The organism is Acidocella sp. C78 (assembly GCF_907164655.1).
In genome coordinates this window covers 1-26,484 of record NZ_CAJQZK010000027.1, presented here as the reverse complement: position 1 = coordinate 26,484, position 26,484 = coordinate 1, and the positions used below count along the sequence as shown (strand labels likewise).

Annotated in this window: 18 protein-coding genes, 3 pseudogenes and 1 other annotated feature; of the genes and pseudogenes, 4 read left to right on the top strand and 17 right to left on the bottom strand. The window is 62.5% G+C overall.

What is annotated here, in order from left to right:
- Positions 1–251 precede the first annotated feature (251 nt).
- The 9 genes from ACIDOCELLA78_RS000000110185 to ACIDOCELLA78_RS000000110145 form a co-directional block, all read right to left on the bottom strand.
- Positions 252–758: a GNAT family N-acetyltransferase gene (locus tag ACIDOCELLA78_RS000000110185; protein WP_201729481.1), complete on the bottom strand. Its 507-nt coding sequence runs from the start codon at positions 756–758 to the stop codon at positions 252–254.
- Entirely contained in the window at positions 755–1,045 is a 291-nt protein-coding gene (locus ACIDOCELLA78_RS000000110180) for a DUF1778 domain-containing protein (protein ID WP_201729480.1), read from the bottom strand. The genes ACIDOCELLA78_RS000000110185 and ACIDOCELLA78_RS000000110180 overlap by 4 nt, the downstream gene beginning before the upstream one ends.
- Positions 1,046–1,101: 56 nt before the next feature.
- Positions 1,102–3,213 (bottom strand): DUF3363 domain-containing protein, encoded by a 2,112-nt coding sequence (locus tag ACIDOCELLA78_RS000000110175; RefSeq protein ID WP_201729479.1) that lies wholly within the window; start codon positions 3,211–3,213, stop codon positions 1,102–1,104.
- Positions 3,214–3,644: 431 nt separating this feature from the next.
- Entirely contained in the window at positions 3,645–6,662 is a 3,018-nt protein-coding gene (locus ACIDOCELLA78_RS000000110170) for a type I restriction endonuclease subunit R (protein ID WP_201729478.1), read from the bottom strand.
- Complete coding sequence (locus ACIDOCELLA78_RS000000110165) at positions 6,649–6,846, bottom strand: restriction endonuclease subunit S (RefSeq protein ID WP_201729477.1); 198 nt, start codon at positions 6,844–6,846, stop codon at positions 6,649–6,651. Before ACIDOCELLA78_RS000000110165 ends, ACIDOCELLA78_RS000000110170 begins: the two co-directional genes overlap by 14 nt.
- A 20-nt stretch (positions 6,847–6,866) precedes the next feature.
- Entirely contained in the window at positions 6,867–7,901 is a 1,035-nt protein-coding gene (locus tag ACIDOCELLA78_RS000000110160; protein WP_201727480.1) for an IS630 family transposase, read from the bottom strand.
- A gap of 32 nt (positions 7,902–7,933) precedes the next feature.
- A complete protein-coding gene (locus ACIDOCELLA78_RS000000110155; protein WP_201729476.1) occupies positions 7,934–9,136 on the bottom strand; it encodes a restriction endonuclease subunit S in 1,203 nt (400 codons plus the stop codon).
- Positions 9,133–11,499 carry a class I SAM-dependent DNA methyltransferase gene (locus ACIDOCELLA78_RS000000110150; protein ID WP_201729475.1) on the bottom strand — a complete coding sequence of 789 codons (2,367 nt, stop codon included), beginning with the start codon at positions 11,497–11,499 and terminating at the stop codon, positions 9,133–9,135. Before ACIDOCELLA78_RS000000110150 ends, ACIDOCELLA78_RS000000110155 begins: the two co-directional genes overlap by 4 nt.
- On the bottom strand, positions 11,496–13,715 hold the full coding sequence (locus ACIDOCELLA78_RS000000110145) for a helix-turn-helix domain-containing protein (RefSeq protein WP_201729474.1): 2,220 nt from the start codon (positions 13,713–13,715) through the stop codon (positions 11,496–11,498). The genes ACIDOCELLA78_RS000000110150 and ACIDOCELLA78_RS000000110145 overlap by 4 nt, the downstream gene beginning before the upstream one ends.
- 232 nt (positions 13,716–13,947) lie before the next feature.
- Here ACIDOCELLA78_RS000000110145 and ACIDOCELLA78_RS000000110140 point away from each other — a divergent pair, with 232 nt between their 5' ends.
- From ACIDOCELLA78_RS000000110140 to ACIDOCELLA78_RS000000110130, 3 genes are all read left to right on the top strand, one after another.
- Positions 13,948–17,712 carry an AAA family ATPase gene (locus tag ACIDOCELLA78_RS000000110140; protein WP_201729473.1) on the top strand — a complete coding sequence of 1,255 codons (3,765 nt, stop codon included), beginning with the start codon at positions 13,948–13,950 and terminating at the stop codon, positions 17,710–17,712.
- Between the two features lie 221 nt (positions 17,713–17,933).
- Positions 17,934–18,119, top strand: a complete 186-nt coding sequence (locus tag ACIDOCELLA78_RS000000110135) for an Arm DNA-binding domain-containing protein (protein ID WP_249676447.1) — start codon at positions 17,934–17,936, stop codon at positions 18,117–18,119.
- 48 nt (positions 18,120–18,167) lie between these two features.
- Positions 18,168–19,399 (top strand): IS3 family transposase gene (locus ACIDOCELLA78_RS000000110130; protein ID WP_201729472.1). Its coding sequence is split into 2 segments (ribosomal slippage): positions 18,168–18,459 and positions 18,459–19,399, totalling 1,233 coding nucleotides; the frame shifts between segments, so codons are not numbered across the junction.
- Positions 18,452–18,568, top strand: a sequence feature (AL1L pseudoknot). It overlaps the preceding gene by 117 nt.
- A 332-nt stretch (positions 19,400–19,731) precedes the next feature.
- On the opposite strand, the gene ACIDOCELLA78_RS000000110125 is transcribed toward ACIDOCELLA78_RS000000110130, so the two are convergent.
- From ACIDOCELLA78_RS000000110125 to ACIDOCELLA78_RS000000110090, 8 genes and pseudogenes are all read right to left on the bottom strand, one after another.
- Positions 19,732–19,995, bottom strand: a complete 264-nt coding sequence (locus tag ACIDOCELLA78_RS000000110125) for a hypothetical protein (protein WP_249674923.1) — start codon at positions 19,993–19,995, stop codon at positions 19,732–19,734.
- Positions 19,956–20,873, bottom strand: a pseudogene (gene tnpC / locus ACIDOCELLA78_RS000000110120) (IS66 family transposase); the annotation flags it as partial. The pseudogene tnpC and the gene ACIDOCELLA78_RS000000110125, both read right to left, overlap by 40 nt.
- A gap of 71 nt (positions 20,874–20,944) precedes the next feature.
- Entirely contained in the window at positions 20,945–21,739 is a 795-nt protein-coding gene (gene istB / locus ACIDOCELLA78_RS000000110115) for an IS21-like element helper ATPase IstB (RefSeq protein ID WP_013641220.1), read from the bottom strand.
- Positions 21,729–23,258, bottom strand: coding sequence for an IS21 family transposase (gene istA / locus ACIDOCELLA78_RS000000110110; RefSeq protein ID WP_201727493.1), 1,530 nt, complete (start codon positions 23,256–23,258; stop codon positions 21,729–21,731). The genes istB and istA (ACIDOCELLA78_RS000000110110) overlap by 11 nt, the downstream gene beginning before the upstream one ends.
- Positions 23,259–23,364: 106 nt before the next feature.
- Positions 23,365–24,069, bottom strand: a pseudogene (locus tag ACIDOCELLA78_RS000000110105) (IS66 family transposase zinc-finger binding domain-containing protein); the annotation flags it as partial.
- An 81-nt stretch (positions 24,070–24,150) separates the two neighbouring features.
- Positions 24,151–24,498, bottom strand: coding sequence for an IS66 family insertion sequence element accessory protein TnpB (gene tnpB, locus ACIDOCELLA78_RS000000110100; RefSeq protein ID WP_201727519.1), 348 nt, complete (start codon positions 24,496–24,498; stop codon positions 24,151–24,153).
- A complete protein-coding gene (locus ACIDOCELLA78_RS000000110095; protein ID WP_201729471.1) occupies positions 24,495–24,653 on the bottom strand; it encodes a hypothetical protein in 159 nt (52 codons plus the stop codon). Before ACIDOCELLA78_RS000000110095 ends, tnpB begins: the two co-directional genes overlap by 4 nt.
- Positions 24,650–24,898: a transposase gene (locus ACIDOCELLA78_RS000000110090; protein WP_214006287.1), complete on the bottom strand. Its 249-nt coding sequence runs from the start codon at positions 24,896–24,898 to the stop codon at positions 24,650–24,652. The genes ACIDOCELLA78_RS000000110095 and ACIDOCELLA78_RS000000110090 overlap by 4 nt, the downstream gene beginning before the upstream one ends.
- A 208-nt stretch (positions 24,899–25,106) precedes the next feature.
- Between ACIDOCELLA78_RS000000110090 and istA (ACIDOCELLA78_RS000000110085) the strand changes: the two are divergent.
- Positions 25,107–26,484 (top strand): annotated as a pseudogene (istA, locus tag ACIDOCELLA78_RS000000110085) (IS21 family transposase); the annotation flags it as partial.

The window sequence follows — 26,484 nt, the reverse complement described above, 5'->3', positions numbered from 1 at the left end:
CGATCCAGGTCGAGAGGTCATGCTTCGGCGGCCGGCCCGGAAACGGCCAGGGTCGGCCGAGCAACGCTTCAAGTTGTTCCGATGCAGTCGGGGGGCGTTCTTTGCGAAGTCTGGCCATTGCACCAGAATCGCCGAACCTGACGCCTGAAAGAATAGCCTTTTCTTACGCTGGAAGCCCCCGCGTACCTTGGCGCAAAAAGACTTGCGCGCGGCGGCGTGGAGCGGAAACCGCGTAGGGGCGAAGGCGGTCATCATGGCGACATCAGGCTCAACGCCGTCGCCACCGGAAGATAGAGGGTGCGCGGCCGTTGCACCAAGGGTGCGAAGCCGAATGCCACGTAGAAGGCCGCCGCCTGGTCGTCGATCGCGTCGGCGAAGATGGCGTGGGCGCCGATCGGCGCGGTCGCCACGGTCTTGATGGCGTCAAACAGCAGGGCTTCTCCCAGCCCTTGTCCGGCATAGTCGCTATGGCGGCCAAGCCAGCCGATCAGCACTGCCGGGACGGTCGGGTAGCGCGGCAGTTTCTTCGCCAGCGGCTCGGGAACCTCGGTCAACGGCACGTTGCTGGACGACAGCGTGTAGAAGCCCGCCACCCGGTCCGTCGCGATCTCCCTGGCGACGAAACAGGTGGCGTATTTACGCTTCACGTCCTGGGAGACGGTCTCGCGGAAATAGCTGTCGATACGGTCGTTGCCGCAGGTGAAGTCATCCCGCTTGTGCGCCTTCGCCAGCGGCTCGATGGCGAAGCGGACGTTCACCGGCGCTCGATCAGCTCGGCATGGCGCTTCGCCGCACGAGCCAGTCGCGCGTTCGGCTGGGGCGGATTGATCAGCGCCTCGGCGAAGCGGATTTGGTCCTCACGCGCCAGGCGCATGATGTCGGCGTCCTCGACGACGCGGCGGGCGTCCTCGCCGGCGGTGGAGATGAGATAGCCGGTCAGGGTCATCCCACGTAGACGGGCGGCGCGCTGCATCTGGTCGTAGACCTGCACGGGGACGCGCGCTTCCAGTCGGGCAGTCTCGGCTTCGATTTGGGGCTTGGGCATGGGCGACTCCTTCGGCTCCAACATATACGGCATAATGCCGTATTGATCAAGGCGGATCAAAGCCCCAGTCCGATCTGCCGCTTGCGGCTAAAGCTCCACTCGATCCCGCCATCGTCGCGGCGGACACCGCTGATGTGCTGGTCGAGGCGCTTTTCCAGCACGGGCTGCCAGGGCACGAGCTGGAAGCCCAGTCCGTCCTCAATCATGGCGAAGCGCCCGCTGGCGAGATTGGCGACGCCCGCCAGCCGGCCGGAGACGTACTCGCCGGGCCCAGACGGGCTGTAGGTCAGTCCACGCTCGGCGGCCATATCTTTGCCGACTCGATCGAACTCCTGGCGCTCCAGCGCAGCGACCGTGCGCCGAGGAATGGAAATAAGGCCGTCCTTCACGCTGGCATGGCCCATTTCGACGAGACGCGCGGCGCGCCGGTCGAGCGCGGCATTCACCTCCTGGCCGAAGCCCGTCCCGGCAAGGGCCAGATGGTCTTTCGCCACCAACTCACGGTCGAGCCAGGTCGCCCCGTCGCTGCCAACCTGCCGGTCGAGGTCGAGCGTGGACAATGTGCGGATGCCGAAATCCTTGGGTCGGCCGGGGGCGTCATAGGCCATGCCTCGCTCGGCGATGTCGCCGGGAATTTTCCAATGGTCGGCGTCGATGCGCTCGACGTGCCCGGCGCGGCGCAAGGCTTCCAGCCGGCGCACATGGGAGCGAATGAAGGCGTCGGGGTCGCCGTGGCGCTGCTCGATGATGTCACGCGTTGCCTCCAGATGCAGGCTTGGCTGGTAGATGCCGCCATTGGCCTCCGCCATGATCTGGATGTTGACATCCGCCGGCCGGGGCTCGGCCTTGGTCGGCGTCGGATCGAGCGCGACGATGTGGCCGCGTCTTATCTCGTCGAGGCGGCCGGCGTCCGCCATCTCGACATAGTGGGTGCGCCCGTCCACGCCATCGATGACGAGGTGCAACCGGTCGCCCATCTCGTCGCCGGCCAGGCCTTTGGAGAGCACGCGGCCCACGATCGGTTCGGTGATCTGCTTGCCGTGCGCCACATATTGCGCGGGGGCGCGTTCGTCGGCGAGGCCGTAGTCGGCCAGCGCCCGGTGCATGGTCTTGATGATGTCGCCGCGCTCGCCCAGTTCGCGCAAGGTCGGCTCGGCCTGTGCCGAGATGGACCAGCGGCCAACCTCCACCTCGGTCGCCAGTCCCATGCTTTCCAGCCTGCGGGCGCGGGCGATCAGCAGCGCCCGGTTCCGGCGCGCGGTCTCCAGCATGTCTTGGTCGGGGCGCAGATCGGCGAACCCGTGGCTGGCCTCCTGCTCGGCGATCAGCATCCGGTCGAGCCGGGTGAAGCGCTCGGCGTCCACCTCGCGCTCAAGCTGGCGGCTGACCTCCTGCTCGGTCTGCCGGCCCAGCTCCAGCGTGACGATCTCGCTGGCCCGTTCGCGGATGCCGTGGGCGATGTAGTCGCCGGCGATGTTGAGTATCTTCCCGTCGTCGGTGACACCGCGCAGCAGGATGTGGGTGTGCGGGTGACCGGTGTTATGGTGATCGACCGCGATCCAGTCGAGCCTTGTGCCGAGGTCAGCCTCCATCGTCTTCATCAGGTCGCGGGTGGTCTCTCGCAAGTCGGCCAGCTCTACGCCGTCCTCGGCGGAGACGATGAAGCGGAACTGATGGCGGTCGTCGCGGCTCCGGTCGAGGAAGGTGCTGCCGTCCTCGGCGTCGCGCTCAGCGGAATAAACCTGTCCCTTCTCGCCGTCGCGGTTGACGCCATCGCGCTCCAAATAGCGCAGGTGGGCGTCCACCGCCTTCGCGCTGACGAACGACCGTCCGCGCGCCGCGCCGCGCTGCGGGTTGAGCTTCACGATCCGCGCCTTCACCGTCACGCGCCGGGCGCGGGTTCGCCCGCCGCTGGCGTCCTGGCTCCAGGCGCTCCGCCCCTTCAGCACGGCGGCGGCCGTAGCGCCCCGGCCTCGCGCGTTGAACCGGCCGCTTCCCTTCCCGGCCGAGCCCAGCCGATTGGGGTCGCCGCCGGCGCGGCGGATAGCCTGATGCACCTCGGCAAGGAACGTCTTGGGGCGCGGCCGGACGGCGCGCGTGGTGCGCCCGCCAGCCCGGTCGCGGACCCGGCCGGGACGGATGCGGAAATGGTCTTCGTCGGTCGCCATGATGCGACGATTGGAAGATAAAACTGCCGACACAAGGTCGAAAATGGCGGCGTAAGGCCGTGGCGTAGAAATACTTGCCATAGCGTAGAAGCGGCGGAACGGCGCACGCCCCACATTGCGGGTGCCACCCAAAATGCCATTGAAAACATTGCAGAAATCGACTTCCCCGGCGCCGGCGCACCTCGCGCCCTCGGCGGAGAGCCGCTAAAAAACAATGTGCAGACAAACACTTAGGAACGAAGTTCCGGTAGCGAGGCAACTCGCTTTATCTTGCCCTCATACTCCCCATCATATTCAAGCCCGCAAATCACCGCTGAGCCTCCGTCCATATACCAATCAAAGATACCGCCGGATCGACAGACAGCAGCGCCTACCCGATCCTGCCTAATCTGCGATGAAACGCTTGTCGCCGGTCCCGGAAAACACAAACATCATGCCGGCGGCGGCACCGGCGTCTGCGCCCGCTTTGCGGCGTCGAATAGTCTTTCTTGCAGCCAGGCCTTGAAAGCCTTGTCCGTATTGTAGAGCGCATAGAGGTCGGTGTGATCGGCCAAGCTGCCGAGCAATTCATCATCGACGGCGCGGTCGTGTTCGATCCGGGCGTTCTGATTGTCGCTGTTCCGCAGTGCATTTTGAACACGGTCGTTTGCGCCAATTTTCCCCGGCAACTCCTCGAACAGAAACCGGGTGACACGATCCTGATCGCGAAACTCCGTGGCGCCAAAGCGTTCGTTGAAGTCACGGATGACGCTGCTCAGTTGGTCAACATCTTGCTCTGGACGACTTCCCGCCGCACCTGTTGGAACCGGCTCGATCTCTGCATTCGCATCAGCCAGGGCGATCTCCATGGCCGCCTCGACCTCAACCCGATAGCTGTCCATGTCGATGGTTTCCAGCACGTCGACGGGCGTTTCGTCACTTGCGGGACTGGGCAACTTCGGGATTAGCAAGGTGAGGAAAGTCGACAACTTCTCCCACTCCGGCACCGCATATCGCAGGATCGCGCCGAGGAACGCATAGGTCCGAACGAACGCCTTGGCCGCACCCTTGAACGCGATCTGATCGTCTTCCGGGAGTGCTTCGTACTGCGCCGAACATGCATCCAGGATGGGGTCGATCTGGTCGCGGGGCGCCGCTTGCAGGAACAGCGAGACGACGTTCTCGACGTTGGTCTCTGTGTAGACACCCGCCTCGTCGAGCGCGCGTTTCAGGTCATGCAGCTTGTTGGGATCAGTCTCGCCGGACAGGATTGTCGTGCGGTAAAAATCAGAAAACGCAGCTTCGATGATGGCGGGGTCGTTGCGGAAATCCAGCACGATCGGCTCGGTCTTTCCCGGCCGGGCACGGTTGAGACGTGACAAGGCCTGCACCGCTTTAACGCCGGCAAGCGTCTTGTCGATATACATCGCGAACAGTTTGGGCTGATCAAATCCGGTCAGATATTTGTCCGCGACGACGAGGAATCGGTAGGGGTCGGCGTCGAATTTGTCCTCCAGTTCGCTGCTCGGAAATCCGTTGAACGACGCCTCCGTGCGCTGCTCGCCCGCGTCGTCGACGGTGCCTGAAAACGCTATGATAGCCTTGTAAGGTGAGCCCCGTTTAACGAGGGCTGCGTTGATTGCGCGCCAATAATCGATTGCTCGCTCGATGCCGTCAGCGGCCATGATCGCGCGGGCTTCGCCGCCGACCTTGCGCCGGGCTATCACCTGATCGAGGAAATGATCGACCACGATGCCCGCCTTGGTGGCGATTGCATGGTCATGGCCTTCGACATAGTGGCGCAGCGTTTTCAGCGTCCGGGACACATCGACTTCAGGGTCATCGGCCGCGGTCTTGGCGAGGCGATAGTAGCTGGAAACCGGCGTGTAATGGGCCAGCACGTCGAGGATGAATCCCTCCTCGATCGCCTGCTTCATGGAATAGAGGTGGAATGGCCGATGCTTCACCACCCCGTCTTCCTCATAGCGCTCGCCGAACAGCTCCAGGGTCTTGTTCTTTGGCGTCGCGGTGAAGGCAAAGTAGCTGGCGTTATCCAGCATCCGGCGGCCCTCGATGATGGCGAGGATGCGATCCTCGGTCGTCATCTCGTCATCCGCAGCACTTCCGCCGAGCGCCGTGTTCAGCGCCCCGGCCGCACGTCCGCCCTGGCTTGAATGCGCTTCGTCGATCACGATCGCGAAGCGGCGACCGCGATGTGCGCTGCCGATATCGTCCAGGATGAAGGGAAACTTCTGCACCGTCGTGACGACGATCTTCTTACCGCTTTCAATGAAGCCGCGCAGGTCGCCGGAGCGCTCGGCATGGCCCATCAGGCGCGCGGTCTGCGCAAAGCCGCCGATGGTGTCCCTCAGGTTTTTGTCGAGCACCTGGCGGTCTGTCACCACGATGACGGTATCGAAAACCGATGCACCCGCACGCTCCAACCCGACCAGCTTGTGCACCGTCCAGGCGATGGAATTGGATTTGCCCGAGCCCGCCGAATGCTGGATCAGGTAGCGCTTGCCCGCGCCCCGTTCGGCGGCGTCGGCGCACAGCGACCGCACAACGTCGAGCTGGTGATAGCGAGGGAAGATCGGCTTGCGTGCGGTGATCCGGCCGCGCGCGTCGCGTTCTTCGATGATGCCTGCGAAGTTTTCGATGATGTCGGCCAGGCTGCGTTTGGCCAGCACCTGACGCCAGAGGTAATCGGTCTTGATGCCGCCGGGATTGGGCGGGTTGCCGGCGCCGTCGTTCCATCCGCGATTAAACGGCAGGAACCAGCTTTTCTGCCCGGCAAGCTGGCTGCACATGCGTACCTCACGGTCGTCGACCGCGAAGTGAACGGCGCAGCGGCCGGAACGGAAGATGAGCTCCCTAGGGTCACGGTCGGTTTTGTATTGTGCCTCGGCATGGGCGACGGTCTGGCCGGTTAGGCTGTTTTTCAGCTCGAAGGTGGCGAGAGGCACGCCGTTGATGAACAGACCCAGGTCGAGCGCGCGGCGGGCGGCATCCAGCGAATAGCCGAGCTGCCGCGTGACGGAGAAGCGATTGGCGTCGAAGCGCGCGGCCGCCGCCGTGTTGCCTGGCGAGGGCAAGGAAAAGTACAACTTCACCTCGTGCGGACCATGGCGGACGCCGGAGCGCAGCACATCGATGACGCCGCGATTGGTGATCTCGTCGCGGACGCGGGCGAGGAAGGCGCGCCGCACCGGCGTGTCGGCGTCGATCGATAACGGGCCGGCAAGGTCGGGCTGGGTGGCGTGAATGAAAGCCGCGAGCTGGACGAGGTCCAGCGCGTATGCGCGGTCGTAGTCGTCCCGGCGGCCCTCGATATAATCGTCGGGGCCTGTGAAGGGCGCGGCCTCCTCCGATAGCCCCGGTGTCGAGGATGCCCGCGCGGACGCGGCGCCCGTGAGCGCGGCGACGATCAGCGCCTCCAGTCCGCCCTCGCTTACGTCAGTCGACCGCATCGAGCGCATCCTCCATGTCTTCTTCGTTGGTCGCTGTTTCCTCGGCAAGTCCGTCGCCCTCGACGATGCGGACGGCGGCTTCGCGCACATCGAGCTGTCCGGTGACGACGGCGGCGATCAGGTTGTCGCGGTATTCGAGGATGAGGTCGATCTGGCTGCGCTCCTTGGCGATGGCTTCATCCACTAGCTTGGTATCGGTCTTACTCAGCAGTCGGTAATATAGGCGACAGTTGGTGCTTTGAAGAATGATTGCACGAGACGTGGTTTGCGCTTGATGGCGGCGAGTTGGGCTTCGATTTTGTCCTGAAGCTTTTCGCCTTGGCGTAGCGGAGTCCGGGCGACGCCCGTCCGCTTCATGTGGCTCCAGACCAGTTCATCTGGGTTCAGGTCAGGGGCGTAGCCTGGCAGAAAATGCAACGTCAGCATTCCATTGGTCGACGCCACGTAGGCTTTCACCAGCGCTGTTTTGTGGGCAGGCAGCCCGTCGAGGACCAGGTGCACCGGCCTCGTGCGGTGCCGCATCATCCGGCGTAGCAGCGCTACGAACAACTCAGCATTCAGGCCGCCTTCATAAGTGCAATACCAGAACCCGCCGCGGGCTGTCACCGCCGAGGCGGCGCTGATCGATTGCCGTTGGCCCGGACGCTCGACGATCGGCGTCTGTCCCTTCACGCCCCAGGTCTTGCCATGCACGGCGTCGGCCCGAAAGCCGGACTCGTCCCAGAAAAAGACCTCGCCGCCACAGGACTTGGCCTGCCTGGCGATTTCAGGAAACCGCTCACGTCGCCATGCCTCGATCGCCTCCGGATCGCGCTGATAGGCACGCTGCAACGGCTTTTGCGGCGTCAGGCCCAGTTTCGACAGCAGTTCGCCCACAGCCGTCACACCGAGTTTGATACCAAACTTGCGCTCGATCAGTTCGGCCACAACGTGCCGGGTCCACAGCCCGAAATCCAGGCCGTATTGGCGCGGATCGCGGCCATTGATCCAACGCAACACCTGCTGCTCCTGGCGCGGCGTCAGACGCCGCGGCCGGCCGGTTGCCGGCCGTGACCGCAAGGCTTTCACCCCGACCCCAGGCTTCGATGCCGCGCTGAGCCATTTATAGATTGTTGTGCGGCTGAACCCGTATGAGGCAATCACCAAAGAGGCCGCTTCGCCCTCGCGCACCCGCTCTACAGCCATCAGCCGGATGGTTTCCAGGGTGCGATGATCAAATCTGCGACCGTCCCGTTTCATGCCAGAATTATATCATCCCCGCAAACATACGACTAGCAAAATGTCGTCTTAATTACCGACTGGTGAGTAATCGCATTGAGGATCAACTGCTGCTCGGACTCATCGGGCGGGAGCGCAAGGTGGAGCGCCGAAAGCCGCGTCTCAGCGATGGCGGGGTATGCGACACCTACTGATCGTGAAATGACACTGTCAATGAAACGCGGTGTCATCAACGCATATGCCAACAGTTCAGGAATGATGCCAGGTTTCGGTGTCAGGACAGCAAATCCAGTCGATGCAACGGCATCGCGTGGCCAGTCACGGAAAAAATAGATAGCCTTGAGGTAGGTCCGAACGGTCGAGATCAGGATATCGTTTGGGGCCAAGCGCCTGCGTGCCCGCGAAGGCGCGGCATCGAACGCTATTTCTTGTGGCTCGCCTGACAGGATGCCGGTGCCAACGGCGGATATGTCGAAATAGTCGAATGTGTAATCCCCTGGCGTGCTTTCGGGCAGCGTCCGCGCATTGACCTGGCACCAGTCTTTCAATCGACCGACGCGCCAATGAGAAGGAATAGCACCGATGACTGGATGCTGGACGGTAGCAGAGTTCTGGACAACGCCAGCGCCGAGCAACCCCTCTATAATCGCCTGTTTCCGTTCGACGAGAGCGGCGATGGTGCGGCGCTTGGCGACGATGAGGCGGTGGACCTGGGCGGTGTAGGCGTCGAGGAAATCGGCGATCCGCCGCTGCTCCTCGGGCGGGGGCGAAGGAACCATCAGCTTGCCAAGATCGGCAGAATAGAGACGCCAAAAGCCTTCTACTATCCCCTTAACGGACTTCCTCAACTCACCACGGAAAGCTGTAGAGCGGTATGTATACTCAAAATACCGTGGTTCGATGTCACCGTCTGATCGCAGCACAGTATAGTCTGGGCTGACGACACCCTGATGGTTCGCCCGAGCGAATACACCAAGATGCGCCTTAAGCCGGTTCAATACGATGTCGCCGGGGAGGCAGCGTTTTGCCCCTGCGTAGGAGGCGGACCGCGTATGTTTCGTAGCGAGGTCTGCGCTCGGGACCAGCCCGAATTTTTGACTCATAGCAAGGTGCGTTTCGGTACCGTCGCTCCCCCGATCATCGACCTCACGAAAGACGCGCTTGGAACGCACAACTTCCCAATGCATCGGCACGCGGGGCAGCCAATCGATGCCGCTATCGCTGTATTCAGGATAGGGCTTCAGCTTCGCGCTCATGCGTCGGCCTCGATCAGCACAGCGTCGAGCAACGCCTGGGTCTGGCGCTCCAGCGCGTCGATCTCGGCCTTGATCGCCGCCAGCGGACGCGGCGGCTTGGGCTTGTAGAAATGCCGCGCGAACGAAATTTCATAGCCGATCTTGGTCTTTTCCCGGTCGATCCAGGCGTCTGGCGCATGGGGCAGCACCTCGCGCTCGAAGAACGCTTCGATCCCGCCGGACTCGCCGAACGCCACGATCTCGGTATCCGACAGCGACTTGTCAGGTTCATAGGCGACCACTGTCGCCTTGCCTTTGACGGTAACCGCAAACAGCCCGCCGCGCGGATCGGCGGTCTTCTTCGACACCGATTTGACGATCGGCTTGGCATCCGCCGCGCGCCAGCTCATCGCCCGCGCGATCAGCCGCGCCTCGGCGGGTTTCAAGGCGAGCATTTCGGCCTTGATCGCCGCCGCGACCTTCGCCTCGAACAGCGCGTAATCGTCATGCTCGGCATCGCCGATCACCGCCATCAACCGCTCGGCGGCGCGATGCAGGCGCCGGTCGCGCGCCCAGGTGGCCGCGTCGAGCAACTTCTTCACCGTCTTGCGCGGCAGTTTCGGCGTGGCGTCCTCAGCCTCGGCGGGGGTTTCGTCGCCGTCCGCGCCGGCCTCCTCATCGCCCTCGGTCAAGTCCTCGACCTCCGCCTCGGGCGGATCGAGATGCGCTTTCAGCCGCTCGGCGACGCCGGCGAAATCGTCGAACAAGGCGTCACCGAACTCGGCGTGCAACGCCTCTCGCAAGGCGCGGTGCCCACTCTGGAATCGCAACGCCTCGACCGCTTCGCGCGTGAAGCGCGAGCGCAGCCGCAGTGGACGTTCGACGATGATCTTCCAGTAGCCGAAGGACGAATTGGGCAGCACGACGGAGGTGTCGCTCGTCTCCATCGTCTCATAGGCATCGAGCACGGCCTGGATATGCTCAGGCGTCATCTCGCAATTGCGCTTGCCCAGATTGCGGCGGAGAGGCCTGAACCACTTGGTCGCGTCGATAAGCTGAACCTTGCCCTTGCGGGCTTCCGCCTTGCGGTTGCTCAGCACCCAGACATAGGTGGCGATGTCGGTGTTGTAGAAAATGTTGAGCGGCAGGGCGACAATGGCTTCCAGCCAGTCGTTCTCGATGATCCAGCGGCGAACATTGCTCTCGCCCGAGCCCGCTTCGCCGGTGAACAGGGCCGATCCGTTGTGAACGTCGGCAATGCGCGAGCCGAGCGGCGTGTCCTTCATCTTGGACAGCTTGTTGACCAGGAAGAGCAGCTGGCCATCCGACACGCGCGGCAACAGGCGCAGCCGATCCTCGTCGCCGGCCAGGCCCTCATGCTGGACCACGAAGCGCGGATCGTTGGCGGCGGCCTTGCCGCCCATCTCGGCCAGGTCGATCTTCCAGGTTGTTCCGAATGGCGGATTGGCCATCATGAAGTCGAACTTCAGCCCGTTTCGCCCATGCGCGTCGGCGGACAAGGTAGAGCCGAAGGCAATGTTTCGGGCTTCTTCGCCCTCGCCCTTGAGCAACAGGTCGGCCTTGCAAATGGCGTAGGTCTCGGGGTTGAGTTCCTGACCATAGAGGTGGATTTCGGTCTTCTTTCCCTCCCTGCGGGCAAGGTCGCGCAATTTGGCTTCGCCAACCGTCAACATGCCGCCGGTGCCGCAAGCGTCATCGTAGAGAAGATAGGTGCCGTTGCCGATGCGGTCCTTGATCGGACGGAACACCAGTTCGGCCATCATCTCCACGATGTCGCGTGGCGTGAACTGTTCACCGGCGCCCTGGTTGTAATCTTCGTTGAAGCGCCGGAGCAGCTCCTCGAAAATCGTGCCCATGGTGTGGTTGTCGAGACCGGGCAGGCTCACCCGCCCCTGTTCGTCGCGAACCGGGGTCGGCGCTAGATTGATCCGCTCGTCACAGAATTTCTCGATCAGCGCGTGGAGCCGCTTATGTTCGACAAGTCGTCCCAGCTCTTCACGAAACTTGAAGCGCGTGATGACTTCTCTGACGTTTTCAGAAAATCCATCGAGATACGCCTCGAAGTCCGCCTTCTGCGTTTCTTCATTTGGCCGGGCCAAAAGCTGGCGGAGGGTAAAGGGGGAGCGGTTGTGGAACGCCTGACCGGCCGCACGATCAAGCGCGGGGCCTTGCGCGGCCTCCGGAATGCCCGCCGCGTCCAGCTCCGCCTTGCGGGCCAGAACGGCAGCGCGGGTGGGTTCAAGCACCGCGTCAAGCCGACGGATGACCGTCATCGGCAGGATGATGTCGCGATATTTGGTCCGGTCGTAGACATGGTGGAGCACGTCATCGGCGATGCTCCAGATGAAGCCGTTGATGTTCATGCCGGCACCCGACGCGCGAAGGGCACAACATTGGCGGGACGAATATCCTCGGGTAGATCCCCGGCGCTTTCGTCCGACAGGCGTTCCAGGGGCCTGACAACCGCTTCTTCCCACAAAGCAGCCATGACGCCTTCCAGCTTCTGGTTCAGCTCGGTTTGCTTCTCGAACCAGTCACGGACGATCCGCTCCACGCGGACCTTGAAGCCCGGCCCTGCGCCCCATTGCGCCGCACAGTGAGACCACAGCCCGACATCGGCTTCCAATGGACCGCGATAAACCTCGACGGCCGCCGTGCGCGCCGCCTCGGCGAAGGCACGCCGCCAGCCCTCAGCGCTAACCTCGACCTGCTGGATGGTCTTTTGCGCCAGAACGAGATCGTCGTCCTGCTTCAAGGTGTCGAGCACGCCCTGGAGCTTTTCAAACCAGGTCTTGGACCGGAGAAGCGCATCCTTCGCACCGCCCGCGCCGACCTGATGGCTGACGCTGAAATTGTAATATTCGCCGTTTCGGCGCGTCATCGCCCAAATGGTCGATGCATACCGAATTGCGCCCAAGGCCTCGATCAGTTCCGCCGATGGCTGCCGGACACGGGGGGGCAAGGGAGCATGTGCCCCTAGAAAGTTACTAAGTTGATCGGCGACCGCCTGCACCGCCGATGTGAAAGCCTGGGTCTCGTGGTGCCGAACCACTTCGTCGGCGGCGGCGCATTCGTCGAGCAGCCGGTCCTCGTAGGATTTGCGGAGGCGGACGATCTGGTCGATGAGTTGGCCCCGCACCTTCGCCGCGTCGTCCTTCTTGGCATTGAAGAACAATATCGGCACACCGTTCAGGGCTCCGTCGCCGCTGGCCAGGGTGCGGAGGATCTGGTCACGCTTCAGATGATAGCCGTCCTCGTCGTCGATCGGCGGCTCGCCGCTGTCGTCCTTGACGGCCATCGCCTCGTCATCGCGCGGCAAGGCCAGCACCGACACCTTGCCCGCGTCCACGCGCACACCGTGAGCATTGCGAAGATGATCGAGCAGAAGTTGCACTGAGGTGCTGGGCGCCTGGTTGAAGGTCGAGCACAACACAACATGCGTCCGGGGGTCTTTCAGGCGGGCGTCGAGGTCGGCTCGCACCGCGACTTCATCTAGGCCCTTTGTATCGACCGCGGATAGCGCCAGGCCGGGCACCTCCGAGTCAAAGCCTGGGATCAGAAGGTCGATCGATGCCGGTAGCGGCACGTCACCCAGGCGACCGTTATTGATGTCGCGGAATAGCTTGCGCAGTTGCTGCATGGCCGCTTTTGCGCCGCCGTCCTCGATCCATATTTCACGCCGCGTCCGCAGCTCGAGCTTCATCCGCTCGATGACGCGGGCGCGGAATTCTTCCTCGGTGGCGCATTGGCTCGCCAGTTCGGCCGCTTGGTCGCGGGAGTTCGTCCTGCCCTTGGCGTCTCGCTCGCGCCTGACCGTCAGACCGGACATGTTGCGAAGCGCGCGCTGCACCTCCTCGCTGACATTGACGCTGTCGTTCTTCTGGCTGTCGCCACCGGAGCGGCGCAGCCACGTCGCGGCGCAGAAGTCGCCAACGAGGTTCCGCATTTCTTCGTCGGACTGCGCCTGGACAACGATGCCGAAGCCCGGCCCGCGACGGATGTTGACTTCGCACAGGGTCGTATGGCCACCGCCCGTCTCAAGCACCACGCGCTCGCGCAGGTCGCTTGGGGGCGAAGACGGATCGAGCAGGCCATACAGAAAGCTGATAGCGGTCGATTTCCCGACGCCGACTTCGCCGATGAATGCGATCTGGTGGGCGTTCTTACCCAGATACACGGCCGACGTTTCGATCGCCGCACGCTGGCGTTCCAACTGGCGCTTCAGGGGCCAAGGACGCTCTTCCTCCTCCAGGAAGTCCGCAATTTGACGAAGGCCTTCCTCGGCTAGCTCCAGGATGTTCCTTTGCGGATTAGAGAAGTCGGGGCGCTCCACGTACTGCCAGTCCTTGGCGAGATACGCGCCATAATCCGCCGCGCCCTTTGATCCGAGCGCCGCCAGCGCATCCAGAATTTTGCCGAGTTCGCTTGGCGTTCCGGTCTCACCCTTCTCAATGCGTGAAACCCGGCTCTGATCGACGCCGGATTTGGACGCGAGCTGGCTTTGGGTTGCGCTAATCTCAGCGCGAAACTGGGCGATGTCCTGGCCGATACCCATCGGCGCCGAGGCGATTGCTTCCATGGTCTTGCTCCTGCCGACCGCCAGGCCACCCCAGCGCGTTGGAGTCTATGTAGAAGATAATTAGCATATATGCAAGGGTAGTTTTCATATTTGATTCTGCGACAAGGCTTTAGCCGCCAGAAACGGTCCTAGGCGCCCGCGTCGCCGGGATATACCAGTGGCATAGATCAGCGATAGAAACGGGCTATAAGATTACGATTGACGACAGAGAGCGAAGCCAAGGGGGCTGGTCATGATGCAGGGCGCGCGCAAGTTACCAACACAACACGTCTCGATTCGCGTGCCGTGGCACGATTCGGGATGGTCTGGTCGTATCTGCGCGAACCCCCTCGGCAACACTCATTGTATCGCGCTGCCGCGTATCGGCGACACTCGAGATGACGCATGGGAGTCATCTGTCCCCGGAGAATTGTTTGAAGTTGAGGGTGGCCGACTCCCCGCCTGCGCTGCCGAACGCGGCGCCTTCATGGCGGAATTCTCATATGAACGCCGCTTTCCACACCCCTACGAGCATCACGCGCTTTACACGCATTTCCGCCGGACGACATATGTTCACGCGCCCCGATCGGCGTCGGGTGTTCCGTTCGCGTGGATGATGAAGGGCGATGACGGCATACCTGACATAGCCAACCGCCTGGCGCTCGGCTTCCGCCCCGAGTTGGAACCGGAGCTCGGCTTCGAGAGCATCTGGGTTCAGGAACGGCGCAATCAGCTTGTCATGCTGGACACCTTCTTCAGCGCGATCGAACCGCAAGTTTCGCTCGTATTTTTCTATGCCAAGAAGACTCCCCTTGCCGAGGACCCACGCCGCGTCATCGTCGGGATCGGGCGGGTGGTTGGAGTCGGCGGCGCCACAGAATATGCCTACGAGAACGCGGCCAAGAACGCCCTGCGCTCGATGGTGTGGGAGCGCAACGTCAACCACTCAATTAAGTCCGAGATCGGCGATGGTTTCTTATTGCCGTATCGCGAGTTGTTGGCGCTGGCTGAAAGCGATATCGACTTCGATCTCAAACCGTTCGTGTTGCACGCTCCAGAGGAAAGTTTTGACGCCTTTTCGATGGGCACGGAGCACGTAAGTCACGACCAAGCCGTATCTGCACTGCTTTCCGCGGCCACCGTTGTCGGGCGCTATGAGACGCTGCTCCCCGGCGATTGGACCGCTGCGCGGCGGTGGATCGACGCAGAGCTGAACCGACTCTGGCGGTTGCGTGGAGCATATCCGGGCCTCGGGTCGACGTTGAGTGCCATGGGCCTCCCGAACGGCACGCTGCTCGCACACTCAGTCGGCGGGCTGTTGCACGCTGACGGCGGAAAGGATATTCGCGACCCATGGCCAGTCGTTGAGTCTATACTTCACGACCCAAAGCAACTACCCCCAGACCTTGCCAATTCGGTCGGCCCTGTCGCAGCGAAGTTATGGGACAGCTTGCAGCCGGATCGTCGCGCACTCCTAAAGCTCCTCGCTCGTTTCGAGCTCTCCGCCGATCAGGCGCAGCGATGGTGGGTACAAGAGGAGCGCGCGAAGGCCGGAATAGACCTCAACGACGCCGCAATCCTCGCCAACCCCTACCTCTGTTTTGAGGCAGACCGAGGTCGCCTGGACAGCATTCCGCTGCCCGTCATTGACCGGGGTCTGTTCCCCGATCCGCAGGTTCTCGCCGCCATTCCTATCCCCGATCCGTCCGCATGCGCGGAAGCCATCGACCCGCGCAGAGGCCGGGCGCTCATGATTCAGGCTCTCGAAAATTCTGCTGGTGAGGGCCACACGCTTCTTCCGCAGGACTGGTTAGTGGAGCGTGTGCGCAGTGCCGAGGTATCGCCGCCTTGCGCCATCAGCGGGGATTGGATCGCCGCATTCAAAGAAAGTTTCGTGCCCCATTTGGAAAGTGTCGAAACCGCAGATGGACTCTCGGCTTGGCAGCTTGATCGGTACACAGCTACGCGCGCGTTAATCAGCGCTCGCATCCGACGCCGCCTGGGCGGGGCTCGGCACGCCGGCGAGTACGACTGGCGCGAGCTCATCGACACAGCCTTGGGCGGCGGGTCCAAGAACGGGGACGTGTCAGAAGAGGCGGCACGCGCTGAAAAGGCGTCAGCACTCGAAGAGCTATACCGCGCCCGCGCTTCGGTACTGATCGGTCCCGCCGGCACAGGTAAGACCACGCTCCTGCTCGCGCTTCTGTCGCTTGACCAGGTTCGCAAGGGTGGCGTGCTGCTTCTGGCTCCCACGGGCAAAGCACGGGTGCAGATGCAGAAAAAAGCCGGCGACGTAAAGGCGTTCACGCTTGCCCAGTTTCTGCTCGGTTTGGACCGCTATGATACCCAGACAGGGGCATACCTTGTTACGAACGCACCGAGCCGAGAGAACGGTTTCGCCACGGTTGTAATCGACGAAGCCTCTATGCTCACCGAGGATCAACTAGCGGCGACCCTCGATGCGATTGACCCGTCAAGCGTCCAGCGACTTATCCTTGTCGGCGACCCCCGCCAGCTTCCGCCCATCGGCGCGGGGCGCCCGTTCGTGGATGTGATCCGGCTTCTCCGGGAGCAAGACACCAAGCCTGTTCGTGGCCTGGCTGAACTCACCATCGTCCGCCGTCAGGCTGAAGGTTCAGGCGATCCAAAAGCTACGCGAGACGATGTGCTGCTTTCACGCTGGTTCAGTGGCGAGGCGCCCGACGCGGGCGCTGACGAAGTATGGGACCGTTTGATGGCGGGCTCTGCGCGCGGTGTACGAGCAATAGCGTGGGAAAGTGACGCCGAACTACAAGCCAAACTGCTGGCCGAGCTCACGGCTTATGTACGGGCCGCTGTGGACGCATCGTCCAGCGATGAAACCGCGTTTGAGGTCAGCCTGGGCGGCTCAGAGTGGAATGGGCGGGCATATTTCAATCCGTCTCGCGAAGATGGAGAGGGGCTACGACATGGGGGTGGGGCGGGTGTCGAGGCTTGGCAAATCCTTGCACCTATTCGCGCCGGGGAGACGGGCGTTGATGGGTTGAATCGCTGGATCAAGCGGCTCTTCCGTACCTCGGTTCGAAGTTGGGCTGAAGCCGAGCCTCATTGGTATCGCAAGATAACCAAGCCGATGGGAAGTCAGGCTATCCTTTACGGCGATAAGGTCATCAATCTGTCAAATGGTCGCCGCTTCGACGTCTTTCCAGCGATGGATAAGGCATATCTAGCGAACGGCGAAATCGGACTCGTCGTTGGCCAATATAAGGGGAGGAATTGGAAGCCGAAGAAACTGCCCTGGAAGCTAGAGGTTGAGTTCGCAACCCAGCTCGGCTTCAAGTTCGGTTTCGGTGGATCGGACTTCGGTGAGGACGGCAATGAGCGCCTGGAACTCGCTTATGCGCTGACAATCCACAAGGCGCAGGGCAGCGAATTCGGAACCACGTTCGTAGTCATACCGAATCCCTGCCGGCCGCTTTCGCGCGAACTGCTCTATACCGCGCTGACCCGACAACAGCGCGAGGTCGTTCTATTACACCAAGGCGATTTGCGAGACTTAATGAAGCTGTCGGATGCGGAGCGCTCCGAGACAGCTCGGCGGCTTACGAACCTGTTCACAGAGCCCAAGTTGGTGGCGCACGGTGGCACTTTCCTGGAAGAGGGTTTGATTCATCGCACCACGCGTGGCGAACTTGTGCGGTCCAAATCGGAAGTGATCATCGCCAACCTGCTCGATGGCTTGAAACTGTCCTACGGATATGAGCAGCCGTTCACTGCCCCCGACGGCTCCGTGCGCTATCCCGATTTCACAATCGACGACGGTGAGACTGGTCGCCGCCTACTGATCGAACACCTCGGCATGCTCGATCGACCTGATTATGTTCGTCGCTGGAAGGCGAAGGAGGAGTGGTATCGTCAAGCTGGCGTTCTGCCGATCGGAGAGGGCGAGGTTCCGGTCGGACTACTGACGACATCCGAGGTCGGCGGCTTTGATGCGGCGACGGTGAAGGGACAGATTGTTGCAGCGCTTGGGCTCTGAGAGGGCTCCATAGCAGGTGAAGTTCATAGGGCTATGGCGTAAACGTAGTTATCATCGCTATCGGGCGTGGCCCGCCACCCCTGCATCCAGCACTGTCCGGCACCATCCCCTAAAGTCTTTGATATCAGTGCATTAAACCAGATTTCCGTCCACGCTCATCCACCCCAATTTGCCCGAATCCATAGTTTCCACGTGGGTAACTTTGTGGGTAAGATTCGGCCATGGCCCGAGTCGTCAACAAGCTGTCGCCGCTCAAGGTCGCCAGGCTGACCACCCCCGGCCTGCATGGCGATGGCAACAATCTCTACCTCCAGATCGCCCCTTCGGGTGCGAAATCCTGGTCGTTCCGGTTCATGATCCGCGGCCGGGCGCGCGAGATGGGGCTTGGCCCCGTCGCGCTGATGTGAACCGCCCTGGGTTTACCGGAGGCTCCAACTCCCAAATAGGATGGAGCCATGACGAGTCCGACGACGAACAAGTTTTCTCCTGAAGTCCGCGAGCGGGCGGTGCGGATGGTGCTGGAGCACGAGGGCGAACATCCCTCGCGGTGGGCGGCGATGGTGTCGATAGCCGCGAAGTTTGGCTGCTCACCGCATACGCTGCGTGAATGGGTGCAGAAGGTGGATCGCGACAGCGGCCGCTCGCCTGGTGTTCCGTCGGAAGTGTCGGCGAAGCTGAAGGCACTGGAACGCGAGAACCGCGAGCTTCGCCAGGCGAATGAGATCCTGCGCAAGGCGTCGGCATATTTTGCCCAGGCGGAGCTCGACCGCCGGTTCAAACCATGATCTCGTTCATCGATGATCACCGCGGGGCTTATGGGGTCGAGCCGATCTGCAGGGTCCTGCCGATCGCCCCATCGACCTACTACGAGCATGTCGCGAAGCGGGCCAACCCCGAGAGGCGGTCAGAACGGGCCCGGCGGGATGAGGCGCTCGAGGCGGATATCCGGCGCGTGTTCGCGGAGAATTTCGAGGTCTACGGTGCTCGCAAGGTCTGGCGGCAGTTGCAGCGGGAAGGATGCGCTGTTGCCCGCTGCACGGTGGAGCGGTTGATGCGGATCATCGGCCTGCAGGGCGTGATCCGCGGCAAGCCGGTCAGGACGACGATCAGCGACAGGGCGACACCCTGCCCACAGGACCGCGTCAACCGCCAGTTCCAGGCGCCGGCGCCGAATATGCTCTGGGTCTCCGACTTCACTTATGTCGCGACCTGGCAGGGCTTTGTGTATGTGGCGTTTGTCATCGATACATTCGCCCGGCGTATCGTTGGCTGGCGGGTAAGCCGCACCGCGCATGCCGGTTTCGTCCTCGATGCCCTGGAACAGGCTCTTCACGACAGACGCCCGGTACGTAGCGGCGGTCTCGTCCATCATAGCCATCGGGGCAGCCAGTATGTCTCGATCAAATACACCGAGCGCCTGATGGAGGCCGGCATCGAACCGTCCGTCGGCAGTGTCGGCGATAGCTACGACAACGCTCTCGCCGAGAGCATCAACGGCCTTTACAAGACCGAGGTCATCCGTCGTCGCGGGCCGTGGAAATCGTTGGAAGCCGTCGAGTTCGCAACGCTCGAATGGGTCGACTGGTTTAACCACAGGCGCCTTCTCGAGCCGATCGGCAACATCCCGCCCGCCGAAGCCGAACAACGATATTTCGCCACACTCGACCAGATGAAGATCGCCGCTTAGCTTAACCCAAATGGCCTCCGGTAAACCCGGGGCGGTTCAGGCTGCGGATATGAGAACGGCCCCTGCAGGGGCCGTTCTCATATCCGTCACGTCACAATCCAGTGGCTGGTTTTTACGCCGCCACGCCGGCCTGGTTTTGATCCGCCGTTGACATGCTGCGGTGTAGTCCTCATTGCCATCAATGTGCTCGCGGTCTCTCATCCTGAGACTCATTGTCTTCAGGAATCCTGCAACCACAAAAAACAATCTTGCAGCGCGAATTTTGGCGGCACCCGGATCACGCGTGCCGAGCGACGCGATCAGTACCCATCCGGTCAGAGCCGCGGACGAGTCTATTTGGCTCTATCTCGGTGGATCAGGATGAGCTCGCGCAGATTTTCGATACCAAAGTCGGTGAAGGCTATGACGCCGCCGTCGCTGAGGTTGTAAACCCAGATCAGGCCGTCTTCGGGTTCCATCTCATTGGCGATGTCCGCGAGCCACTCCTCATCCTCGCCGAGGTCCCTGGCGACACGGTCAATCGTGAAGACGTGGTGGATTTTATTGGTCTGCACGATCAGGCGGCCAGGGCCCAGGATTGCGGTGTCCAGTTCCATGGCATCAATTTCTCGATGCTGGCGACTGGATGACTGGCGATGCGCGCGAGGATGTCGGCGAGCCATGCCTGTGGGTCGACGTTGTTCATCTTTGCCGTCGTGATCAGGCTGTACAACATGGCGGCCCTTTGACCACCGCGATCGGAGCCGGCGAATAGCCAGGATTTTCTGCCCAGAGCAAGGGTGCGTAGGGCACGTTCGGCCGCGTTATTGCTGAGACAAATCCGCCCGTCGGTCAGGAACCGGGTAAATGATGACCAACGGTTCAGCATATAGTCGATCGCCTTCGCCACATCGTTGTGGCGTGAGAGTTTGGCGCGCTCGGCGCGCATCCAGATCTCGAGTTCAGCGACGAGCGGGGCGCCGAGTTGCTGGCGCACCGCCAGGCGTTCAGCGGGTGACTGACCGTTGATCTCCCGCTCGATCTCGAACAGCGCGTCGATGCGCTGCACCGCGGCCAAGGCCATCGGCGCCACGAAGGCGGGGGTCTTACCCTGGGCCTTGCGCTTCGCGTTCCGCGCGATATCGGCCAGCTCGAAGAATTTTCGTCGGGCGTGCGACCAGCACGCCGCCTCGATGATCGGTCCAGGAGATCGGTTCAACTCGTAGAGCTTGTTGTAGCCGCCATAGGCATCGGCCTGGAATATGCCGCGGTATCCGGCGAGATGGGTTTGCGGATGAACGCCGGCGCGGTCACGTGAATAGTAGAACACCGCGCTGGGGGAACCCGATCCGCCGAACGGCCGATCATCACGCACATAAACCCACACGCGCGCCGTATCGGTCTGCCCTCGTGCCATCACCGGCACGGTGGTGTCGTCGCCATGCAGGCGCGCACCCGCGAACACCATCGTCTCGATGTGCTTGAACACCGGCTGTTGATTTCCGCTGAGATCTGACCCGGGAATTCCATCGAGATTTGACCCGCCCATAGTTTATGATTTGAGTTTCATGATGGGGTCAAGGCTGGATTTTTCTCCTTTCGTTTTTGGGATTTCTGCACGGAGCTATTTTTGAACCTGAAGCTGTCATTTCCGGTCTCGAGGATATGGCAGTGGTGGGTGAGGCGATCGAGGAGCGCGGTGGTCATCTTGGCGTCGCCGAAGACGGCGGACCATTCGCTGAAGCTCAGGTTGGTGGTGATGACGACGCTGGTGCGCTCGTAGAGCTTGCTGAGCAGATGGAACAGCAAAGCTCCGCCTGAGGCGCTGAAGGGCAGATAGCCAAGCTCATCGAGGATGACGAGGTCGGCATGGATCAGACGGCCGGCGATTTGCCCAGCCTTTCCCTGAGCTTTTTCCTGCTCCAGAGCATTGACCAGCTCGACGGTGGAGAAGAAGCGGACGCGCTTTTTGTGATGCTCGACGGCCTGCACGCCGAGCGCGGTGGCGATGTGGGTTTTGCCCGTGCCCGGGCCGCCGACGAGCACGACATTGTCGGCGGGTTCGATGAAGTCGCAACGATGCAACTGGCGGACCAGGGCCTCATTGACCTCGCTGCTGGCGAAGTCGAAGCCGGCCAGGTCGCGATAGGCCGGGAAGCGGGCGGCCTTGAACTGATAGGCCATGGAGCGGACCTCGCGCTCAGCGGTCTCGGCCTTGAGCAACTGGGAGAGTACCGGGATGGCGGCTTCGAAGGCCGGGGCACCCTGCTGGGCCAGTTCATCGACGGCCTGTGCCATGCCGTGCATTTTGAGGCTGCGCAGCATGATGACGAGCGCGCCGGTGGCGGGATCATGACGCATGGCGGGCCTCCTCAGATTGGCGCAAGCTATCGTAGCGCTCGACGTCAGCCTTGGGTTCATTGGCCAATGTCAGTGCCTGTGGCGCGGTGATGACCGGAAGCGGAGCCTGTTTGCCGTCGATCAGCCGGTGGAGCCGGTTGATGATATGCGTCTTGGACGGCACGCCGTCCTCCAGCGCCAGTTCCACCGCCACCAACACCGCCTGCTCGTCATGGTGCAGCACCAGGGCCAGGATCTCCACCATCTCCCGGTCACCGCCAGGACGGCGCAGGAGATGTTGCTGCAGCCGCTTGAAGGCATCGGGCAATTCCAGGAACGGCGCACCGTTGCGCAAGGCGCCCGGCTTGCGCTGGATCACCGCCAGATAATGCCGCCAGTCATACACAGTGCGCCCTGGGCCGTTGTGCGTCCGGTCGATGATGCGCGGATGCTCGCAGATGATTTGCCCCTCCGCCGCCACCACCAGCCTGTCGGGATAGACCCGCAGGCTGACCGGCCGGTTGGCAAAAGAGGCCGGCACGCTGTAGCGGTTACGCTCCAAGTGGATCAGGCAGGTCGAGGAGACCCGCTTGGTGTGTTCCACGAACCCATCGAACGGACGGCCCACAGGCATGAGGCTCTCAACCTCGCTGGCCCAGACATCGGCAATGGTTCCCGGCTCGTTGCCATGCGCGGTCTGCTCCCACAGCTCCCGGCAGCGCCGCTCCAGCCAGTCGTTCAGGGCGTCCAAGCTTTCGAACGGAGGCATGGACTGCCACAGGCGGTGGCGTGCATCCTGGACGTTCTTCTCAACCTGCCCCTTCTCCCAACCGGCGGCCCGATTACAGAACTCGGCCTCGAAGAGATAATGGCTGGTCATCGCCAGGAAGCGGGCGTTGACGCTGCGCTCCTTGCCACGGCCGACCTTGTCAACGGCGGTGCGCATGTTGTCGTAAATCCCGCGCCGCGGTACGCCGCCGAGAGCTTGGAAGGCGTGGTTATGCGCGTCGAACAACATCTCATGTGTCTGCAGCAGATAGGCCCGAACAATGAACGCCCGGCTATGCGACAGTTTGGTGTGCGCCACCTGCAACTTGACGCGGACGCCACCGATGATCGCAAAATCTTCGCTCCAGTCAAACTGGAACGCCTCGCCAGGCGCAAAGGCCAAGGGCACGAAGGTTCCCCGGCCGGCGGTCTGCTGCAGCCGTTGGCACTCCCCCTTCCAAGCCCGGGCAAAGGCCGCCACACGATTGTAGGAACCGTCATAGCCCAGGCTGACGAGATCACCGTATAGCTGCTTGACCGTCCGCCGCTGCTTGCGCGGCCGGCCAGCTTCACGGCGCAGCCACGCCAAAAGCTTCTCGGCATAAGGATCAAGCTTGCTCGGCCGGTCCGGAACCTGAAACTTCGGCTCAATCACATCAGACCGAAGATATTTGCGGATCGTGTTCCGCGACACGCCTGTGCGCCGGGAAATCTCTCGGATCGGCACATGCTCACGCTTATGCCACCGGCGGATAATGCTCAAAAACGCCATGTCCAACACTCCGTTCGCCCCCGCCTCTTCCAGACGGGGAAACAGTCAAACATGGGTCAAATCTCAGTGGAAAAATCCGGCCTTCCCGGGTCAGATCTCAGCGGAAATCAACAACCGGCTCCAGCGCCACGCAGGTAGCACCAATCAGATCGGCCAGGGTCGAGACGCTGAGGTGGATGCCTTCCAGTGCGAACCGTTCAGATTGACGGTTCAGCGGCTGATGCTGGCCGAATTTATCGTAGGCGATCATCGCGAGCAGGCCGGGACCGGCAAAAGCGCGTGGAATGGTGTGGAAGGGTGCTGGTTCCTGGCTGATCTTCTCACAATCGCGGCAGGTGAATTTCTCCCGCACATGCTGGATCACCTTGTATTGGCGGGGGATGGATTCCAGTGTCTCGGTCACCGTCTCCCCGAGCTTGGCGAGCCGCGATCCACCGCAGCAGGCGCACTGGGTCGGACCTGGCAGCACAACCCGCTCGCGTGGCAGGTGTTCGGGGAAGGGTTGGCGTGATGGGCGGTTGCGAGTGAAGCCGGCGACAGTCGTGGTTTTGGCCTTCGCGGCCACCTGCTCGGCGCGGAGTTCGTCCTCGGTCGCGGTGGTCTCGAGATCTTCGAGTTCCAGTTCCATCTGATCAAGCAGCCGCGCCGTGCGTTCCGCCTTGGGGCCGTAGAGCGCACGCTTGAGCTTCTCGATCTGCAGCTTCAGATGCGCGATATACGCTGCGGTATCGGACCGCCGAGCACGGTCGCCCAGAATGATCGCCTTCAGCGCAGCGATATCATTCGGCAGGGTCGAAGGATCGAGATCCATGCCCCGTATAGAATCACGAATTTCCAGGGTTTCGCTACAGAAATCCGCTCTGGACCAGGATTTTCCCCAGAATCTTCGCGCCTACCCGGCCGCTTGCGGCCGCCAGGTTTGTTGTGGATTTCGCCAGTCGATCCCCTCCAGAAGATAACCGATCTGACCAGCGGTGAGGGACACAACGCCGTCCGCAGTCTGCGGCCAGATAAACCGCCCTCGATCAAGGCGTTTCGAATACAGCGACATCCCCACGCCGTCGTGCCAGATCGCCTTGACCAGCGACCCGCCGCGTCCGCGAAAGAAAAAAACATCCCCGCAGAACGGCTCCCGTCCCAGACCTTCTTGCACTTGCAACGCGAGCCCCTTCATCCCGCGGCGCATATCCGTATGCCCCGACGCCAGCCAGACCCGCACACCGGCCGAGACCGGGATCACCGCCGCACCGCCGTCAGCACCCGACGCAAGGCGGCAACCCCAACTCCATCATCAACCCGAACACACGTCCCGTCCGGCAGCACGATCTCGATCCGGCTCGCATCGCATCGCGTGGCTCGCCTCTGCGACATCGGATCAACGCTCGCGTCGTTCACCGAAGCTGACTTGCCTGCCGCCCGCGCATCGACAGTGCCGCACTCGCCATTACCCGCACCGGAATGAATTCCGGTACCATCGGCACCGGCACCAACTCACCACGCCGAACCTGACCGCGCCACTTCCACAATTGCCCTCTCGAAATCGCGTGCCGCCGCGCAACCAGCGCAAACACCGCACCCGGCGCCTCAGCCTCCGCCACAATCCGAAGCTTGTCCTCATCCCGTGCTGATTCCGGGCTCAATTCGCCCGGGATTCCGAGATTAACTCGCCCGGGATTCCGGGAATTATTCGCCCACCTATTCCGAGATTAATTCGCCCACCTGTTCCGACTTTTATTCGCCCAGGCGGGCGGGGTTGGCCGGGTTGGCTTGAGGTCTCTGCTGGCTGGTTCAGGTTCCCTCCCTTTGGCTGATCGAGGGAGCGGATGAATGCCAGTGGAGCGGATTGCGATGCGCGATGTGCGCGAGATTGTCAGATTGAGGATGGCGGGGCTTTCGACCCGCCAGGTGGGGATCCGGGTCGGGGTTGCGGCATCGACGGTGCGCTTGACGCTGCGGCGACTGGAGGCGGCCGGGCTCGATGGGCCAGGGGCTCTGGCGCTGTCCGAAGCGGCATTGGAGGCGCTTGTTCGACGGCGCGGTGGGCAAGCGGCCGGGGCATCGACGTGTGGATGAGCCGGACTGGGGGCGTATCCGCCGCGAGTTGCAGCGCAAGCACGTGACGCTGTCGATCCTGTGGGACGAGTATATTGCCGAGCACCCGGATGGGTATCGCTACAGCCGGTTCTGCGAGCTCTACCGGAGCTGGGAAGCCCGGCTACCGGTGACGATGCGCCAGACCCACGCATCGGGCGAGAAGCTGTTCGTCGATTATGCCGGCGACACGGTGCCGGTGGTGATCGACCGGCTCACCGGCGAGACGCGTGCGGCCCAGATCTTCGTCGCCGTTCTCGCGGCGCATCGAGCTTCACCTATGCTGAGGCGACCTGGACCCAGACCCTGCCGGACTGGATCGAGGCGCATAATCGCACTCTGGCAGCAATTGGCGGCGTGCCGGCGCTGCTGGTGCCCGACAACGCCAGGGTCGCGATCATCCGCGCCTGCCTCTACGATCCACAGGTCAACCGGACCTACACCGATATGGCGCGCCATTACGGCACGGCCATTCTCCCGGCGCGGCCGCGGCCGCGTGACAAGGCGAAGGTCGAGGTGGCGGTTTTGCTGGCGGAGCGGTGGCTGCTGGGCAAGCTGCGCAACCGGGCATTTTACGGCCTCGCCGAACTGAATGCCGCGATCGCTGAATTCTGCCGCTGGCTGAACGAGGAGCGGTCGTCCGTCGCCTGGGGCGACAAGACGGCATCTGCTGGAAACACTCGATCGTCCCGCGCTGAAGGAACTGCCGGCCGAACCCTATGTGCTGGCGCAATGGCGCGCCGGCGGGTCGGCATCGATTATCACGTCGAGATCGAGAAGCATTTTTACTCCGTCCCCTACCGGCACGCCCGCGCCGAGGTCGAGGCCCGGTTCACCGTGCGCACGGTCGAGATCTTTCTCCGTGGCGAACGGATCGCCGTGCACGCACGCAGGCCGGGTAACGGCAAACACACGACGATCGCCGAGCACATGCCCTCGAGCCACCGGCGTTATGGCGACTGGACCATCGCACGGATCCATCAGGAAGCCGCACGGCTTGGTCCCTCGGTCGCGACACTCTGCACCCTGATCCTCGAACGCCGGCCTCATCCGGAGCAGGGGTTCCGCGCCTGCATCGGCATCCTTCGCCTGGCCCGCAGTGTTGGCGCCGACCGGCTCGATGCCGCGGCCGAGC